Source organism: Paenibacillus sp. 2TAF8 (genome assembly GCF_052114825.1).
Classification (GTDB): Bacteria; Bacillota; Bacilli; order Paenibacillales; family Paenibacillaceae; genus Paenibacillus.
Genome location: NZ_JBFRFN010000002.1, coordinates 654,569 through 672,012, shown reverse-complemented (window position 1 = coordinate 672,012; position 17,444 = coordinate 654,569). Strand labels below are relative to the sequence as shown.

The following is a 17,444-nucleotide window of genomic DNA, read 5'->3' as shown; positions in this document are numbered from 1 at the left end:
GGTAAGCAGTAAGTAAGCTGTAGTGTGTAATGCTAGGTTATAATAATGCAACGCCACCCGTACTAAATGGATACAAAGGTGAGCAGGAGATCGTCACGTGTACGAATAGAAAAGTTTTCCGCATGTTACTGTTTTGCCTGCTGTAGTATGGGCTAACGATCACCACAGAGCTTATTTCGCCATTTTGGCGTGATCCACGATTCTAACGATCCGTAGGAACGATATTTGCTGGAATATGCACGTTTTGGCTTCAGTTTTGCTCAAAATGAGCTAAATAGCGTCGCTGAGGATCGTTAGATTTTTTTTATGCGAGAATGAAGGGAAATAAGGCTTCTGGTGATCGTTAGAACTTGGGCGTTGTGTAGCGACCTTCTAGGGTTGTACAAATTTGCTAGGTAACAAATACGCTATGGCTATGCAGCAAGATAAGGCGACTTAGACTCTTCGGGGGTGTGAGTCGTCTTTTTTTGCGCATAAATAGCATGGAAACATAGTACGGGATGCATAGCATCGATGAAAGTAAGCGAATAGATACGCAAACAGCCCCTGAAACTAAACGATTAGAAACTAAAAAATATAAAAAGAGCAAAAAATAAGCTTTAAACTTCCTAGTAACAAGATGGGACAATGTAACATTTATCAAATGATTGTGATTTATTTCACTATAGCTGCAAACGGATTCAGTTACAATAAAGGTAGTAAATCAGGGTTACAGGAGGCTGGTTCAGATGGCAACGCATGCATATTATGTTCCACCCGTGAATTTGATGGGTAGAGGGTGTTTGCAGGATGCAGCTCCAATGATTGTACAGATGGGCATACGCAAGGCTCTGGTCGTTACAGATCAGGCACTGGTTACGTCAGGTGTCGCTGAGCGTGTATTGTCCACACTGCGGCAAGCAGGGTTAGACTATGTCGTATATGATGAGGTACAGCCCAATCCAACATGCCATCAAGTGCATGAAGGATTACGAGTATTCCAGAACCATGGCTGTGACGCCATTATATCGATAGGCGGAGGTTCACCGCAGGATGCTGCGAAAGCGATTGGTATCGTTGCTGCGAATGGTGGACATATCCGTGAATATGAAGGACTGCATCAATCCAAAACCAAATCGGTTCCGCTTGTAGCTGTGAATACAACAGCCGGTACATCAAGCGAGGTAACGATGAACTACGTGATTACAGATGAGGAGCGAAAAGTGAAAATGGTGATGGTGGATCGAAACTGTCTTGTTGATCTGTCGGTGAATGACCCCGAGCTCATGCTGAATAAACCTGCCAGTCTGACGGCAGCTACGGGCATGGATGCGTTAACTCATGCAGTAGAAGCGATGGTTACACCTGGGGGTTTTACGGTTACAAGTGCAACGGCTGCAGCGGCGGTCAAGTTGATCTTTGAATATTTACCAAGGGCGGTGAAGGATGGGACCGACCTGGAAGCCAGGGAGTATATGACATACGCGTGTTTCTTGGGAGGCATTGCTTTTAATAATGCGGGTCTTGGATATGTTCATGCCATGGCGCATCAATTGGGCGGGGTGTATGATCTGCCGCATGGAGTATGCAATGCCATGCTGCTGCCTTATGTCGAGGAGATGAATGCCAAGCATGTGCCGGACAAATTCCGTCACATCGCCAAGGCGATTGGGATGGATGTGAAAGAGCGCACAGATGAAGAATGTGCAGATTATGTGATTGCGGCAATCCGAGAGCTTGCGAAAGAAGTAGGAATTCCTGAAAAATTATCCGAACTCGGCGTACAGAACCCAGATGTAGAACTGCTCGCAAGTAATGCGATGAAAGATGCCTGTGCACCAGGAAACCCGTATCAACCATCCAAGGATGAGGTTATCGACCTGTTCCGAAAGATTATTTAAACCCAATTAAATGATAAATATAATCTTAGATATATACTCTCGATACAAACTACAGAGAAATAAATGATGTTACAATTGAAGTCGCTGAGATTGGCGGCTTTTTTTGATATGTGTGAACCATCCCAATCAAGCAGGTTGATTTTACCATATTATTACCAAAAGGATTTTAATTTGTGTTTAGCGAATAGATTAAAATAACAGCGGCATTACGGGAGCATGTCGGTTCAAACCATTAATGCCCTATAATTTTTCCAATGTCGCGGTTACCGCAAGATTCCCCGATCAAATTCCTGTTTAATGGGTAATAGGTACTTATTCTGAGCACCCATTTCTTTGACAGTCTTCAACGCAACAGAAGTCTTTTTCTACATGATCAACATGATGCAGATGCTCAACTCAATCTACACGATCTACGTTCATCGACACACCGCCAGCCTTATCTGAATTGAAGAGAACTTCGACCCAAACATGTTCACTGCTTAGATTCGCTCAACCAATCCAGATGATCACAAACGAAAGACGTCCCGTTACATATAAACGATGTCTTATTCCGTTACACATCTGTACAGCATGCTCTTAATCAAGACAGCCGTGTTATCACAACAGAATATCGATTATGGGCTCTGAAATGAATCAGAATGAATGCACGTGGAGGAGGCTGTAATGATGGCAAAAAAAGAGGTTGTAGCGATGTTGCTCGCCGGAGGACAGGGTAAACGATTAAAGGGATTGACGAAATCACTGGCAAAACCGGCTGTGTATTTTGGGGGAACCTACCGCATTATTGATTTTCCACTGAGCAATTGCTCAAATTCGGGTATTGATACCGTTGGTGTGTTGACCCAATACGAACCGCTTGTGTTGCATTCCTACATCGGTATTGGTAGTGACTGGGATCTGGATCGCAAAAATGGCGGGGTTTATGTGCTTCCACCCCATGAACGGGAAGACGGAAGTAATTGGTACCGAGGGACAGCTGACGCGATTTACCGTAACCTGAACTTTATTGAACAATTTGATCCCGAACATGTGCTGATTCTGTCCGGTGATCATATCTATAAGATGGATTATGATAAAATGCTCCAGTATCACAAGGAAAAAAATGCCGACTGCACCATTTCAGTGATTGACGTTCCGCTGGAAGAAGCGAGTCGTTTCGGTATTTTGAATACAAATGAGGACTACAGCATCTATGAATTCGAAGAAAAACCTTCTCAGCCCCGAAGCACACTTGCTTCCATGGGCATCTATCTCTTCAAATGGGATGTGCTGAAACGATTCCTGATTCAGGATGAACAACAGGCATCTACCTCCTACGATTTTGGTAAAGACATTATTCCTTTGCTGCTTGAAAATGGTAAATCTTTAGTTGCTTACCCGTTCGAAGGGTACTGGAAAGACGTTGGAACGATTCGCAGTCTGTGGGAATCCAATATGGACCTGCTGGATGAGGAGACGCCATTGAATTTGAATGATCCAAACTGGCGTATTTTCACCCGTAACCCGAACCAGCCTGCTCAATATATATCGCCTGCTGCCAAGGTACGTAATTGCATCATCAGTGAGGGCAGCATCGTACACGGAGAGGTAAATCATTCTGTCTTGTTCTATGGAACAGAGGTCGGAGAAAACAGTGCGGTGATGGATTCCGTTGTGATGCCGCGGGTTAAAATTGGCCGGAACGTTTCTATCCAAAAAGCAATTATCTCTGAAGGATTAGTCATCCCGGACGGCACCCGGATAGCTCCAGGACCGGGAGACGAGAGTGATATTTTATTGGTAGATCAGGAAGAACTGGAACGACAGCTACGTCAAGGAATTTCAAATTAATTTGCGTATCCAAGGAATAAGACCAATTATAACGTTAAATAGGGAGATCTCCGTCATCGTGCACAAATGCAGATGCGAGACTTATGCTCTACCAAAATGGTTTAAGAAGGACGGTGCGCGCGATGAAATCATTGATTGGAGTAATTAACCTTGACCATGAGCTGGAAGAACTGAAGGAATTGACGTACTTTCGCTGCGGAGCCGCGGTACCTTATGCGGGGCGTTATCGTCTGATCGATTTTGTACTGTCCAACATGATGAATGCAGGAATTGAAAGCATAGGTGTATTTGTTCGCCGCAAATACCGTTCGCTGATGGATCATCTGGGTGATGGTAAGCCGTGGGATCTGGATCGCAAGCATGGGGGCATGTTTATTCTACCTCCGGACTGGAACGACCCGACGGACACTTCGCAGGGAGATTTGCAGCATTTCCACAACAATCTGGATTTCTTCCACAGAGGTGCGGGGCAATACGTTGTACACGCAGGCAGCAGACATGTGACCAAAGCCGATCTTCAGGATGTGTATCAATATCATATTCGTAAGGGAGCGGACGTAACGCTGGTTTGCAAAAGAGTAGACCAATTGCTGCCTGAGCATGAATCCTGCGTCAAAGTCGATCATGATGAAGATGGCAATGTGGTGGACATTCACCAATGTGCCGACCATACGAATATATATACGGAGATTTTTATCATGGAAAAACAACTCTTCCTCAAACAGGTGCAGCGCTGCATTGAACATGGTGAAACTCATTTTTTCCGTGACGCTATCTTGAAAAATCCGAGCGGATTGAAAATCGCGGCCTATGCCTATGAAGGATATCATGCCGTAATTAACTCGATTGACAGCTACTACCGCAACAGCATGGATCTGCTGAATACAGGACAATATGAACAGCTGTTCAAAGAAGATCCTGTGCAAACCAAGATTAAATACGAAGCACCCGCCAAATATTTGGAATCAGCGGATGTCAAACACTCTCTGCTAGCCAATGGCTGCATCGTTGGCGGTGAAGTGCAGGATAGTATTTTGTTCCGTGGTGTGCATGTTGCAAAGGGAGCGAAAATTAAGGGTTCGATCATTATGCAGAAATGTTATATTGGCGAAGGCACTGTATTGGAGAACGTTATTCTGGATAAAGACGTGAAGCTGACGGGCGGGCAGACGTTGATCGGTGACCCGTCAAATCCGTATATTTTGGCAAAAAGTACTATTATTTAAAGCGGAAATCTGTCCGATATCATCCATAACTATATATAAAAAAATAAAATCCTGCGGGAAAGTTTTCAGGTTCGTGTCTTTTTGAAAGCATGAGTGCCGCCGTTTAAAGCTGCTGTATTCGTGCAGACGCAGTGGAGGGCACGAAATCGATTCTGAAGAAGCGAAGCGCTCGCCTTTGTCGCTCCATTTCAGCCATTCAAATGGGTAATTGAAGAAATGGAGAGACAACAGCGATCGAAAGAACGATTCGTGACCGAAACGGTGCTCGGCTCCAACGTCCAGCATTTAAGCTGCCGCCTCATGTCTGATAAACAAGCCATGAACCGCCATCAACCCGCAGGATTTCACCGGGAGGAACCTACTTTTGTTTGACAACAAAGAAACGTTTAAATCGATCTTTCAACGGAATCTCGTTAGCAAACTGGGCAAACCAATTGAAGAAGCGACGAAGGAAGACGTGTACCACGTGCTCGGCAGTATGATTCGTGAATATGTGGGTCAGGATTGGGCAGCCTCGAATCAGGGATTCAAGCAGCGTCAGGATAAACAGGTTTATTACTTCTCGCTGGAGTTTCTGATTGGACGTCTGCTTGGCAACAATCTGCTGAACGTAAATGAACTGGAACTGGTTCGTGACAGTCTGGCGGAACTTGGCTTTTCGCTGGAGTGTATTGAAGAACAGGAGGCAGATGCGGGATTAGGCAATGGAGGACTGGGAAGACTAGCTGCCTGTTTTCTAGACTCCTTGGCCTCACTCGGCTATGCGGGACATGGATGTGGTATCCGTTATAAATACGGTTTGTTCGAGCAGAAAATTATCAATGGCAATCAGGTTGAGTTGCCTGACAATTGGCTGGATAAGGGTAATGAATGGGAAGTGCGGCGTCCAGATAAAAAGGTCGAAGTTCAGTTCTGGGGCCACGTTGAGGCTTACGAGCAGGATGGACATTACCATTTCGTGACGAAGGATGCTGAATCGGTTATTGCTGTTCCGTATGATGTACCTGTTATCGGTTACGGTCAACCACATGTCAACACATTACGGTTATGGAGTGCAGAGCCAAAAAGGGAAACGTCGTTAGATACCCCTTCGAACTATTATGGATACTTGGACTACAGTCGTTCGGTAGAGTCCATCTCCGAATTTCTTTATCCGGATGATTCCCAATATGAAGGCAAGTTGCTGCGTCTTAAACAACAATATTTTATGTGCTCAGCTGGTGTACAGAGCGCATTGCGCACATTCAGTAAACTGGGGCTGTCTTATGACCGTCTGCCAGACAAAGTAGCGTTTCATATCAATGATACCCATCCGACACTGGTGATTCCCGAACTTATGCGGATTCTGATGGATGAGAAGGGCTATGGATGGGACGAAGCGTGGGACATTACTACGCGCACCGTATCTTATACGAATCATACAACACTGAGCGAGGCACTGGAAAAGTGGCCTGTGGTTATGATTAGCAAGCTGCTGCCACGCATTTATATGATTATTGAAGAGGTCAATAAACGCTTCTGTGGTTTGCTGCTTGATCGTTATCCCGGTGATTCCGATCGCATCGAGCATATGGCGATTATTGCGAACGATCAGGTTCGCATGGCACACCTTGCCATCACAGGCAGTCATAGTGTCAATGGTGTCGCTGCACTGCATACCGAGATTTTGAAAGAACGGGAGATGGCACCGTTCTATGCCTTGTATCCAGAACGCTTCAACAATAAAACCAATGGCATTACACACCGCCGCTGGTTAATGCATGCTAATCCGAAGCTGTCGAATCTCATTACAGAAACGATCGGCAATGAATGGATCACGGAACCAGGCAAACTCGAGCAATTGGCTGATTATGCTGATCAGTCTGCTTTCCAGGAGCAATTTCGTGCGATCAAACGAGATAACAAAAATCGTCTGGCGTCTTACATCCTAGATCACACGGGGGTACCCGTTGATCCGGATTCTGTATTTGACGTACAGGTCAAGAGATTGCACGGGTACAAAAGACAACTGCTGAACATTTTGCATGTGATGCATCTGTATAATAGATTGAAAAGCGATGCTTCGTTCGATATGGTGCCACGCACGTTCATTTTTGGAGCGAAGGCTGCGCCAAGTTATTATTTTGCCAAGAAAATCATCAAACTGATCAACACAGTGTCAGACACCGTGAATCGGGATGCAGCGGTAAATGACCGATTGAAAGTCTTTTTCTTGGAGAACTATTCTGTTTCGCTTGCCGAGAAAATTATCCCTGCGGCAGATGTGAGTGAACAGATCTCGACAGCAGGCAAAGAAGCCTCCGGTACAGGTAATATGAAATTTATGATGAATGGCGCACTGACGATTGGTACGATGGATGGGGCAAACGTGGAGATGGCAGAGCAAGTCGGTGAAGAGAATATGTTCATCTATGGCTTGCGTGCCGACGAAGTGCTGGAATATTATCGGAACGGTAACTACCGTCCTAACGAAATCGTGGATCAGGATGAGCGTATTCGCGAAGTCGTGGAGCAACTAGTGCATCCGGGGGCATTCTGTTATCGGGATGGAGAGTTCTGGGATATTTATGACTCGTTGCTTGCGCATGGGGATGAATATTTTGTATTACGTGATTTTGCGGCGTATGCGGATGCTCATACGGCGATTGATCAAGCGTATCGTGATGTTACCGGCTGGACTCGCAAGGCTATACTTAACACAGCACATTCGGGCATCTTCTCCAGTGACCGTACAATAAGTGAGTACGCAACTGATATTTGGGGCATTCATCCCGTGTCAGGACACTGGAATGGTTAGCTTACAGAAGGCGTGTGTGTAAAAAACAGAACAGATAAATTAGCATTTAAATTAGCTTTACAAACGGAAGTTCATTCTCTCTTGTTTGATGTCTGCGTCCGGCAGTGGCGAAATTCGCTGCAGGGCTGCGGACATGAACAAGAGATTTTTGTTTTGTTATTTAAGTTCGCATTCAGGATCAAAAAATGGTTGAGTATTTAAGTCATACTAAGTGAAGAAACAGACCAGTAAGGTAAGACAAAGTAGACTACATATCATGCAAATGAAGAGGAGACGTATATATGGATCATTACTCACGTATTCAGCTCGCCATCGAGCATCTGGAGCAGCATTTGCAGGAGCCTTTCAACATTAGGGATGCGTCTGCCGCCGCGAGTTTTTCAGCATTTCATTTTCAGCGCTTGTTTCAGGCCATTACAGGTTTTACCGTTTTGGAGTATGTGCGTAGACGAAGACTAACCGAGGCGGCAGCGACCTTGCGGAACACAGCTCAAGGCGTACTGGAGATAGCACTTAGCTATGGTTATCAATCACAGGAAGCCTTTACGCGAGCTTTCGATGCCCACTTTGGAATTACGCCGGCCCGGTATCGCAAGCAAGAGGAGAAGGAGCATTGGACGGAGAAGCAGATGCAGAAGACTATTGATTTTAATGAATATCGTTCAAAACTCGGTACAGAATTCCATATGAATCCGCCACATATGGTGACACTGGAGCCGATCCGCATCATTGGATATGAATATCAGACGAATCTGAATAATGAGCAGCATTACGCAGAAATTCCTGGTTTCTATCATGATTTCGGAAGCCAGCAGAAGTTCATGAACATTCCAGAACGGATTCGCCCCGATATGGCGTACGGCGTTGCAGCTCATTTTCAGGAGGATGGAGCATTTTCGTTTATTATAGGGGAGGAAAGTGTAGGCAGTGATGATTCTCTGGAACCGGGATATACCTGCCTGGACATTCCTGGCGGGTTGTATGCGGTGTTTACAACGGAAGGCTCCGAGCAGGACGTTCGCAAAATGATCTACGGCAGCTGGCTGCCTGCATCCAAGTACGAGCGGCGAGAAGGACCTGACTTTGAAGTGACCGATGTATGGAAATCAACGCCCGAGCGGCTGGACATGAAGATCTATATCCCGCTAAAATAGACCTTACCGCGCGCTATGCGGTAAATGAGGTCGAGGAGGAGCAGGCATGAGCAGAAGAGAATGGCTATACTCCAAGCGGGTGCTTGCATTCATTATATTTCTAGCGTTTATATACACGCTGATCATGTGCAGTCTGCTTTTTTTCAAGGGAAGGACACAGGCCGTACATTATCAGTATAATTTTGTGCCTTTCGAGACGATTCGCCCTTTGCTTTTGGAGAGAGAAAACTACACGACAGATGCTTGGGTCAAAAATCTGTTTGGTAAYATCGTTCTATTTATTCCACTGGGGATTTGGGTTCCGTGGCTATTTCGCCACTATCGTTCCTGGCTTAAATTGACTTTAATTGTTGTTTTCCTCCTTCTGCTGGTGGAAACCATTCAGCTCATCACACGAGTAGGGTCATTTGATGTGGATGATATTATTCTCAATACGTTCGGAGCCTGGATCGGATTTTCCAGTTTCCGATTATTTATAGACTGGCCAAGAAAGACTCGAAGCTAATCGCGTGGTACGATTGCGATATCGGGTCTTTTTGTCTTTTTGTATAAAACCTAAGTTCAGGTGTTTATAAGGGTTTCTTTTCGGATAAAACATATTAACGGGTGAATTGCTTCACAAGAGAAGAAAGCGAGGTGGGTATTATCGTTTGGTGGAAGGAAAGCGTGGTATATCAGATTTATCCGAGTAGCTTCAAAGACAGCGACGGAGACGGATATGGCGATTTGCAGGGAATCTATGAAAAGCTTGATTATTTGCAAAAGCTCGGCGTGGATGTTATCTGGCTGTGTCCCATCTATGATTCACCAGGTCATGATAACGGATATGATATCCGTGATTACTACGCGATTTTACGAAAATATGGCACGATGGAGGACTTTGACCGGCTGCTTGCTGAAGCACATAAGCGTGGACTCAAAGTCATGATGGATCTTGTGCTGAATCATACTTCGGATGAACATGCCTGGTTTGCGGAATCCCGTTCCTCCAAAACCAATCCAAGACGTGACTATTACATCTGGCGTTCTGGTAAAAACGGACAGGTGCCGAACAACTGGGAGTCCTATTTCGGGGGTTCGGTATGGAAACATGATCCAGAAACGAACGAATATTACATGCATCTATACTCTGAGCATCAACCCGATCTGAACTGGAACAATCCGGAGATGGCGGAGGAAATGTATGAAATGGTGCATTGGTGGCTGGAAAAAGGGGTGGATGGCTTCCGTTTTGACGCAGTAGCCCACATCGCCAAAGCCGATGGATTGCCGAATGCTCATAACCCCAACAACCTGCCTGTGGTGCAGGCGTATGAACTGTTCTCCAATCTGGAGCAGGTGCATTCCATCCTCCGGAAGTTGAATCATATGATTCTGAAGCCATACGGCCCGATGACGGTAGGAGAAACCTCGGGGCTTGGTCCCGAGCAAGCTTTGGCCTATGTAGGAACGGAGCGGGATGAATTAAATATGGTCTTTCAGTTTGAGCATATGTTTGTGGATGCGCAGTCCTCCGGTATAGGCAAGTGGAATTATAAACCGTGGAAGCTGACGGAGCTGAAAGAAATTATGAGCCGCTGGCAGACAGTCCTGCATGGCCGGGGCTGGAATGCCAATTATATGGGCAATCATGATCAGCCRCGCCCGGTGTCGCGTTTTGGAGATGATGGGAAACACCGTGTGCGCTCTGCTCAGATGCTGGCGACATGGATGTTAACGCTGGAAGGTACACCGTACATCTATCAGGGGGAAGAGATTGGCATGACCAATGTGGCATTCCCCAACATAGAGCAATACCGGGATATTGAAACGAAAAATTATTACAATCATTATATCGGGCAAGGGAAATCCAAGCATGAGGTGATGGAGGCAATCTGGCGGAAAAGCCGGGATAATGCACGTACACCGATGCAATGGGACGATTCTGCACATGCCGGTTTTACGGTAGGTGAACCTTGGATCGAAGTGAACGGCAATTATCCCGATATCAATGTGGCAGATGCGGAGAGCGACCCGAATTCCATTCTGCATTATTACCGTAAATTAATAACGTTGCGCAAACAAAATCATGTGTTGATCTATGGGGCGTATGAGTTGCTTTTGCCGGATGACCCGGATATTTACGCCTATACGCGTACAATGGATGATGAGCAGTGGTTGATTCTGATGAATTTCAGTGCAAACGAGCCGGAGATGGCATGGCCGGAAGGCTGGAATGCAGAAGGCGTCAAATTAATGATTGGCAATGTGAGCAAACGTTACTCTACGGATGAAGGAGCGATTTTACTGCAACCGTATGAAGCCAGGGTATATTGCAAAAAGCGTAAGAGCCGTGAATAAGCAACGCGCTAGCGGCGTATGGAAGTGAATAATACGTATTGCTGGTTGACCAGCATAACAATAACAAGGATGACCGTTTTGCGCTCGCGGAGCGTTCTGAATTATAATTAATAAAATAAATACTCATTATAAGTTGGAATTTTTTTGTTCACACAGACACGGAGAGGACAGAAAACCTGAAAAAGCGAAGCTAAAAGCTTTCTGGGAGAAAGCTACATCGGAAGCATAGGCTAACGCCTTTATCACCGGATTTTAACCTTGACTAAAAGGTAATCAAAAAATCTGGGGGTAACCGCTACTCTCCAGGTTATTCTGTCATCGTAGTAGAAGTGAGAACAACGTTAATTCAACTTATATAGATGTCAGGAGGAATCTGAATTGTTGAATATTACGTACCACGGACACTCCAGTGTACAACTGGGCACAGAAAATAAATCACTCATGATTGATCCATTTTTGCGTGGCAATGAGTTAGCAGTGACGCAGCCGGAGGATATCAAGACAGATGTAGTCCTGTTGACACATGCGCACATGGATCACATTCTCGATGCTGAGCCGATTGCCAAAGCAAATAATGCCAAAGTTGTGGCGATAGTGGAATTGGCTACATACATGTCGTGGAAAGGACTGGATACCATTGGCATGAATATGGGCGGTACGGTGGATCTGGAATTTGCCAAGGCGAAAATGATTCAGGCGTTCCATACGTCCGGTATTGTACTGGAAGAGGAACAACGTATTATGTATGCAGGTTTGCCTGCCGGATTTATCATAGATATTGGTGGTAAAACGGTACTGCACGCTGGCGACACAAGCCTGTTCGGCGATATGAAAATGATCGGGGATCGGCATGATATCGATGTTGCTTTCCTGCCGATTGGCGGACATTATACGATGGGCCCTGAGGATGCACTGCAGGCAGCAGAGTGGTTTAATGCCAAACTGACAATTCCTGTTCACTATGATACCTTCCCTGCAATTCGTCAGGATGCAGAGCATTTTGTGCAACAACTGGCTTCCAAAGGATTAGAAGGACGTGTAATGGCACCTGGCGATTCTCTATCCCTATAAACGATTTGTAGTTATATAAAGAAAAAGAACAAAAGGCGAAGCGGAAGTAATCCGTTTCGTCTTTTTGTGTATCTCGATATTTTCCAGCTTGATACATGTATCAGGGCATTTGCGAAATGAGCATTCGAAAATAGTTGTTACAGAGCAAGCGTTAATGGGGAAGTTGTAGAAGAGGTACATAAAAGCAAATTTTCGTTTCAACTTGTATATACATGTTTACTTATGTAATATAGATGATGAAGTTACAGGCGGGTTTGATAAGGGCAATACAATATATTGGAGGCGTTAACATGAGTTTGAAGAACAAGGAACCGTCATCGTGGTGGAAAAAATCTACGGTGTATCAGGTGTATCCGAAGAGCTTCAACGATACAACAGGATCGGGCACAGGTGACATTCGAGGCTTGACCGAGAAACTGGATTATTTGCAGCATTTGGGAATTGATATTGTCTGGCTGCAGCCCGTATACGTATCCCCGCAGCGGGATAACGGGTATGACGTAGCAGACTATTACCGCATTAACCCCGACTATGGAACGATGGAAGATTTCGAAGAATTAATTGCCGAGTTGAAAGCGCGTGATATGAAGCTAATGATTGACATCGTGGTGAATCACTCCTCAACCGATCACGAATGGTTCAAGCAGTCTCGCTCATCCAAGGACAATCCTTATCGGGATTATTACATTTGGAGAGACCCCGCGCCGGACGGTGGTGTACCGAACAACTGGCAATCCAAATTTGGTGGGCCAGCCTGGCAGTATGATAAGCAAACCGGACAATATTATCTAACGTTGTTTGATCGAACGCAGGCAGACCTGAACTGGGAAAATGAAGAAGTACGCAAGGCTGTACGCGACATGATCAAGTTCTGGGCGGAAAAAGGAGTCGATGGATTCCGGATGGACGTCATTAACCTCATCTCCAAAGACCAGCGTTTCCCCGACGACGATGGCAGCGTGTCGCCAGGCGATGGACGCAAGTATTATACGGATGGGCCGCGTGTGCACGAATATATTACGGAAATGTACGATGAAGTATTTGGGCCCTATAACATGGTGACGGTAGGGGAGATGTCCTCGACCACGCTTGCGCACTGTATTCGTTATTCCAATCCGGCTTCCAGAGAATTCTCGATGACCTTTAACTTCCATCACTTGAAGGTGGATTATCCAGATGGACAGAAATGGGAGCTCATGCAATACGACTTTGAATCCTTGAAGCAACTGTTCAGTGAGTGGCAGACCGGAATGCAGGCTGGTGGCGGCTGGAATGCACTGTTCCTGAACAACCATGATCAACCGCGTGCGTTATCCCGTTTCGCAGATGATGGAGATTATCGCATGGAGAGTGCCAAAATGCTGGCGACGACTTTGCATGGATTACAAGGAACGCCTTATGTCTATCAGGGTGAAGAGATTGGTATGCCTAACCCCGTTTGGAAGGACATCAACGAGTTCCGCGATATCGAGTCCACCAATATGTATCGTTTGCTGCAGGAAGAGCGGGGCAAGACGGCCGAGGAAGCTTTCCAGATTGTGAAGGAGCGTTCCCGCGACAATTCGCGGACACCGATGCAGTGGGACGGCACGGCTAATGCTGGATTTACAACCGGAACACCTTGGCTCAAGGTGGATGAGAGATATCCGTCCATTCATGTGGAGGAGCAGATCGCCAACCCGGATTCTATTTATCATCATTACCGGAAGCTGATCAATTTGCGCAAAGAGGTGAATGTCCTGACTGACGGTTTGTACGAACGTTTGGATGATGCGCACGCTGAAGTGTTTGCATATGCACGCGCCAACGGGAATGAGACATTAATTGTGGTGTCCAACTTCCGCAAACAGGATACAGCGTTTCAAGTTCCTGAAGAGGTCTGGAACCATCATATTGCAGGTAAATCACCTGAACTTCTGATCAGCAATACGGATGCAAAACCTGAGCTGAAGCAAGCACTCTCGCTTAGTCCGTATGCTTCTTATATGTGGTTAATCAAGCAGTAACAGAATGCAGTCCATTTTATAAATAGGAAGTGACACTATGGCAATCGATAAAAAACAGGTCGAAGAGATCATCCGGGCCGTCGGCGGCAAAGAGAATATTGAAGCGGCGACACATTGTGTAACTAGGCTGCGGTTTGCATTGTATGACGAAGACAAAGTTGATACGGAGTTGCTCGATCAGAATGATCTGGTTAAAGGACAGTTCTCTTCCCAAGGTCAATACCAGGTCGTCATCGGGCCAGGTCTGGTCGATAAAGTGTATGAAGAGATGATTCAGATCACGGGAGGCGAACGTGCTTCCAAAGATGAAGTGAAGGCAGCCGCGGGCAAAAAACAAAATCCGCTGCAGCGTGCGATCAAAACACTCTCGGATATTTTCATTCCCATCTTGCCAGCGATTATTACAGCGGGTCTACTGCTCGGGATTAACAACATTTTGACAGGCCCTGGTATTTTCTTTGATGGAAAATCATTAGTGGATGTGTACCCGGCATGGAAAGACCTGGCCTCTATCATTAATACCATTGCAAGCACTGCGTTTACATTCCTGCCAGCCTTGATCGGTTGGTCAGCGGTGACACGATTCGGCGGCAGTCCGCTGCTCGGGATTGTGCTGGGTCTGATCCTTGTACATCCCGATCTGCTGAGTGCATATGGTTACGCTGATGCGGTGAACAAAGGAACCGTTCCGACCTGGAATCTGTTTGGCTGGGAGATTGAGAAGATCGGTTATCAGGGTCAGGTTTTGCCTGTACTGGTATCGGCGTATCTGCTTGCCAAGATGGAAATTTTCCTGAATAAAAGGGTGCATGATTCCATCAAATTGCTGGTCGTAGCTCCTGTGACATTGCTAGTTACCGGATTCCTGGCATTTACGATTATCGGACCGGTTACATTTGCAATTGCAAACGCCATCACATCCGGTTTGATTTACATCTATGATTCGTATGCAGCGCTGGGTGGTTTGATCTATGGTGGTCTGTATGCGTTACTCGTTATTACAGGTATGCACCATACGTTCCTTGCCGTAGACGTACAGCTAATTGGTAGTCAAGGTGGTACCTTCCTGTGGCCGATGCTGGCTTTGTCCAATATTGCACAGGGTTCGGCAGCACTTGCGATGATGCTTGTGTTACGTGAAAAGAAAATGAGAGGGCTTGCGGCTACCTCATCCGTATCGGCTTTCCTCGGAGTGACCGAACCGGCCATCTTTGGGGTGAATATTCGTTACCGTTATCCGTTTATCTTCGGTATGGTCGGTTCCGCTATTGGTGGTGTACTGCTTACGATGAATAATGTTCAAGCCACGTCCATCGGTGTAGGCGGTGTGCCTGGATTCCTGTCCATTTTCCCGGATAAATGGGGTGTCTTCTTTATCGGTATGGCCATCGTTCTAGTGGTGCCGTTCCTGTTGACCGTTGTGTTTGGACGGGCGAAGTTGAGAAAAGAAGATCAACTTACGGCGAACGGAGGGTCCGCTTCGGGAGCCACATCCGCTGAGACAGCAGCAGGAAGAGAGATGGCTGAGCGTAATCGTAGTACAGTAAAACCTGGAAATACATCTGCAAAAACACTCGAGGTCATGGCGCCATTAACGGGTAAAGCGGTACCGCTGGAGCAAGTTCCTGACCCGGCGTTTGCCGAGAAACAAATGGGTGAAGGCATCGCAATTGAACCTTCGGGGAATCAAGTGGTTGCCCCATTTGACGCAAAAGTGGCACATGTCATTAAGAGTAAACATGCGGTTATATTGGAACATGCGAGCGGACTTCAAGTGTTAATTCATGTAGGTATTAATACGGTATCCCTTAAAGGTGAAGGTTTCTCGATGTATGTAGACACGGGTGATCGCGTGAGAGCCGGAGAGAAGCTACTAGAATTTGACCGTAACGTCATCGAACATGCGGGTTATCCACTCATTACGCCTGTTATTATCCCGGATGGTCAAGATATGGTTGAACGGGTTGAAACGGTGACAGGAGATGTCACTTCAAGTCAGAACGGCGTTCTCAGGATTCATCTGAAAGAATAAATTGATATTTGCTTGTAGTTAAAAGGAGCTGTGAAACCTGCAGCTTCTTTTGACGTTTACAGGTGTGTTTTTCTATAGGCATCATGATAAAATAGTTATGTGATCAAGTAATTACAAATTTTGATAATAAGTCGAAGTGGGCACGTTTGGCGTTTAAGTTGAATGTCAGTCATACGGAGAAAAAGCAGTTCATACAGTGGGTTTACAAGGAGCGTTCCTAGTCAAATGATAAGGAGGAAAGCCATGACTCGGGTAGCGGTGATGGTCATTCATGGACTGGGTATGCAAAAAGAAGACTACGCTGACAAGCTGATCGCTTGCTTGAGCAAAGAAATGGAACGTGTCATGGTGCTGCCAGGCGCCGCAAAGCAGATGCTTGATATTGAACCTGTCTTCTGGGCCGACGTGTTCGAGGAGAGAGAAGAGGCATTGTTTCAACAGCTGGTTCGCTCACCGGGATTAAACTATCAGGCATTACGCCGTTTTGTCATTCATTATCTCGCCGATGCGGTGGCTTACCAACCTGTAGAGAACCAAGGACATCATTATGATGCCGTGCACCGGACGCTGCATCAGGCCATGCACGTTCTCGCACAGCGCAATGGCCCGGAAGCGCCGCTTTGTGTCGTCGCTCATAGTCTCGGAGCTGTCATTGCAAGCAACTTTTTCTATGATCTGCAGTATCCGTCATCTAACCGAATACCGGAAATTGTGGATGTGAACTCGGCTTTGGAGCGTGGAGATACGCTGACCAATTTTTACTCTTTTGGCACAACACTGCCGCTATGGAGTTTGCGCTATGATAATTTCAGCCGTCCCATTCGGGTGCCTGCGCCGCAGGCCACGCATCACTTTCCACATCTGGAAGGGGAGTGGGTTAATTTTTATGAAAGCAACGATATTTTGGGTTATCCATTACGTCCCATTGACCCGGCATATGCGGCCGCTGTGAAGGAGGATATTGAGGTGCGTGTCGGTGGACCAGCTACAAGTTGGAATCCACTGAGTCACGGAGGATATTTTACCAGTGAGCACATGAACCGCAGAATCGCCCAAGGGTTAGCACGAACATGGACTTGGGTAAATCGCTGAAAGTAACAGAGGGCTA

11 protein-coding genes are annotated in these 17,444 nt (G+C 46.2%); all 11 read left to right on the top strand.

The window, feature by feature from the left end; all coding sequences use genetic code 11:
• Positions 1–728: 728 nt before the first annotated feature.
• The gene (locus tag AB4Z30_RS04910; protein ID WP_441923827.1) at positions 729–1,880 is read left to right on the top strand and encodes an iron-containing alcohol dehydrogenase; all 1,152 of its coding nucleotides are present in this window, start codon (positions 729–731) and stop codon (positions 1,878–1,880) included.
• Positions 1,881–2,546: 666 nt separating this feature from the next.
• Positions 2,547–3,710 (top strand): glucose-1-phosphate adenylyltransferase, encoded by a 1,164-nt coding sequence (locus AB4Z30_RS04905; protein ID WP_441924215.1) that lies wholly within the window; start codon positions 2,547–2,549, stop codon positions 3,708–3,710.
• A 122-nt stretch (positions 3,711–3,832) separates the two neighbouring features.
• Positions 3,833–4,936 (top strand): glucose-1-phosphate adenylyltransferase subunit GlgD, encoded by a 1,104-nt coding sequence (glgD, locus tag AB4Z30_RS04900; RefSeq protein WP_441923825.1) that lies wholly within the window; start codon positions 3,833–3,835, stop codon positions 4,934–4,936.
• Positions 4,937–5,300: 364 nt separating this feature from the next.
• The gene (locus tag AB4Z30_RS04895; protein ID WP_441923823.1) at positions 5,301–7,733 is read left to right on the top strand and encodes a glycogen/starch/alpha-glucan phosphorylase; all 2,433 of its coding nucleotides are present in this window, start codon (positions 5,301–5,303) and stop codon (positions 7,731–7,733) included.
• Between the two features lie 281 nt (positions 7,734–8,014).
• Entirely contained in the window at positions 8,015–8,887 is an 873-nt protein-coding gene (locus AB4Z30_RS04890) for an AraC family transcriptional regulator (protein WP_441923821.1), read from the top strand.
• Positions 8,888–8,933: 46 nt separating this feature from the next.
• A complete protein-coding gene (locus AB4Z30_RS04885) occupies positions 8,934–9,392 on the top strand; it encodes a VanZ family protein (protein ID WP_441923819.1) in 459 nt (152 codons plus the stop codon).
• A gap of 131 nt (positions 9,393–9,523) precedes the next feature.
• A complete protein-coding gene (locus AB4Z30_RS04880; protein ID WP_441923817.1) occupies positions 9,524–11,227 on the top strand; it encodes a glycoside hydrolase family 13 protein in 1,704 nt (567 codons plus the stop codon).
• A 378-nt stretch (positions 11,228–11,605) separates the two neighbouring features.
• The gene (locus tag AB4Z30_RS04875) at positions 11,606–12,298 is read left to right on the top strand and encodes a metal-dependent hydrolase (RefSeq protein WP_441923815.1); all 693 of its coding nucleotides are present in this window, start codon (positions 11,606–11,608) and stop codon (positions 12,296–12,298) included.
• A 290-nt stretch (positions 12,299–12,588) separates the two neighbouring features.
• On the top strand, positions 12,589–14,304 hold the full coding sequence (treC, locus tag AB4Z30_RS04870; protein ID WP_441923813.1) for an alpha,alpha-phosphotrehalase: 1,716 nt from the start codon (positions 12,589–12,591) through the stop codon (positions 14,302–14,304).
• Between the two features lie 37 nt (positions 14,305–14,341).
• Positions 14,342–16,336: a PTS system trehalose-specific EIIBC component gene (gene treP / locus AB4Z30_RS04865; RefSeq protein WP_441923811.1), complete on the top strand. Its 1,995-nt coding sequence runs from the start codon at positions 14,342–14,344 to the stop codon at positions 16,334–16,336.
• A 243-nt stretch (positions 16,337–16,579) separates the two neighbouring features.
• Positions 16,580–17,428, top strand: coding sequence for a chemotaxis protein (locus AB4Z30_RS04860; protein ID WP_441923809.1), 849 nt, complete (start codon positions 16,580–16,582; stop codon positions 17,426–17,428).
• Positions 17,429–17,444: the final 16 nt, after the last annotated feature.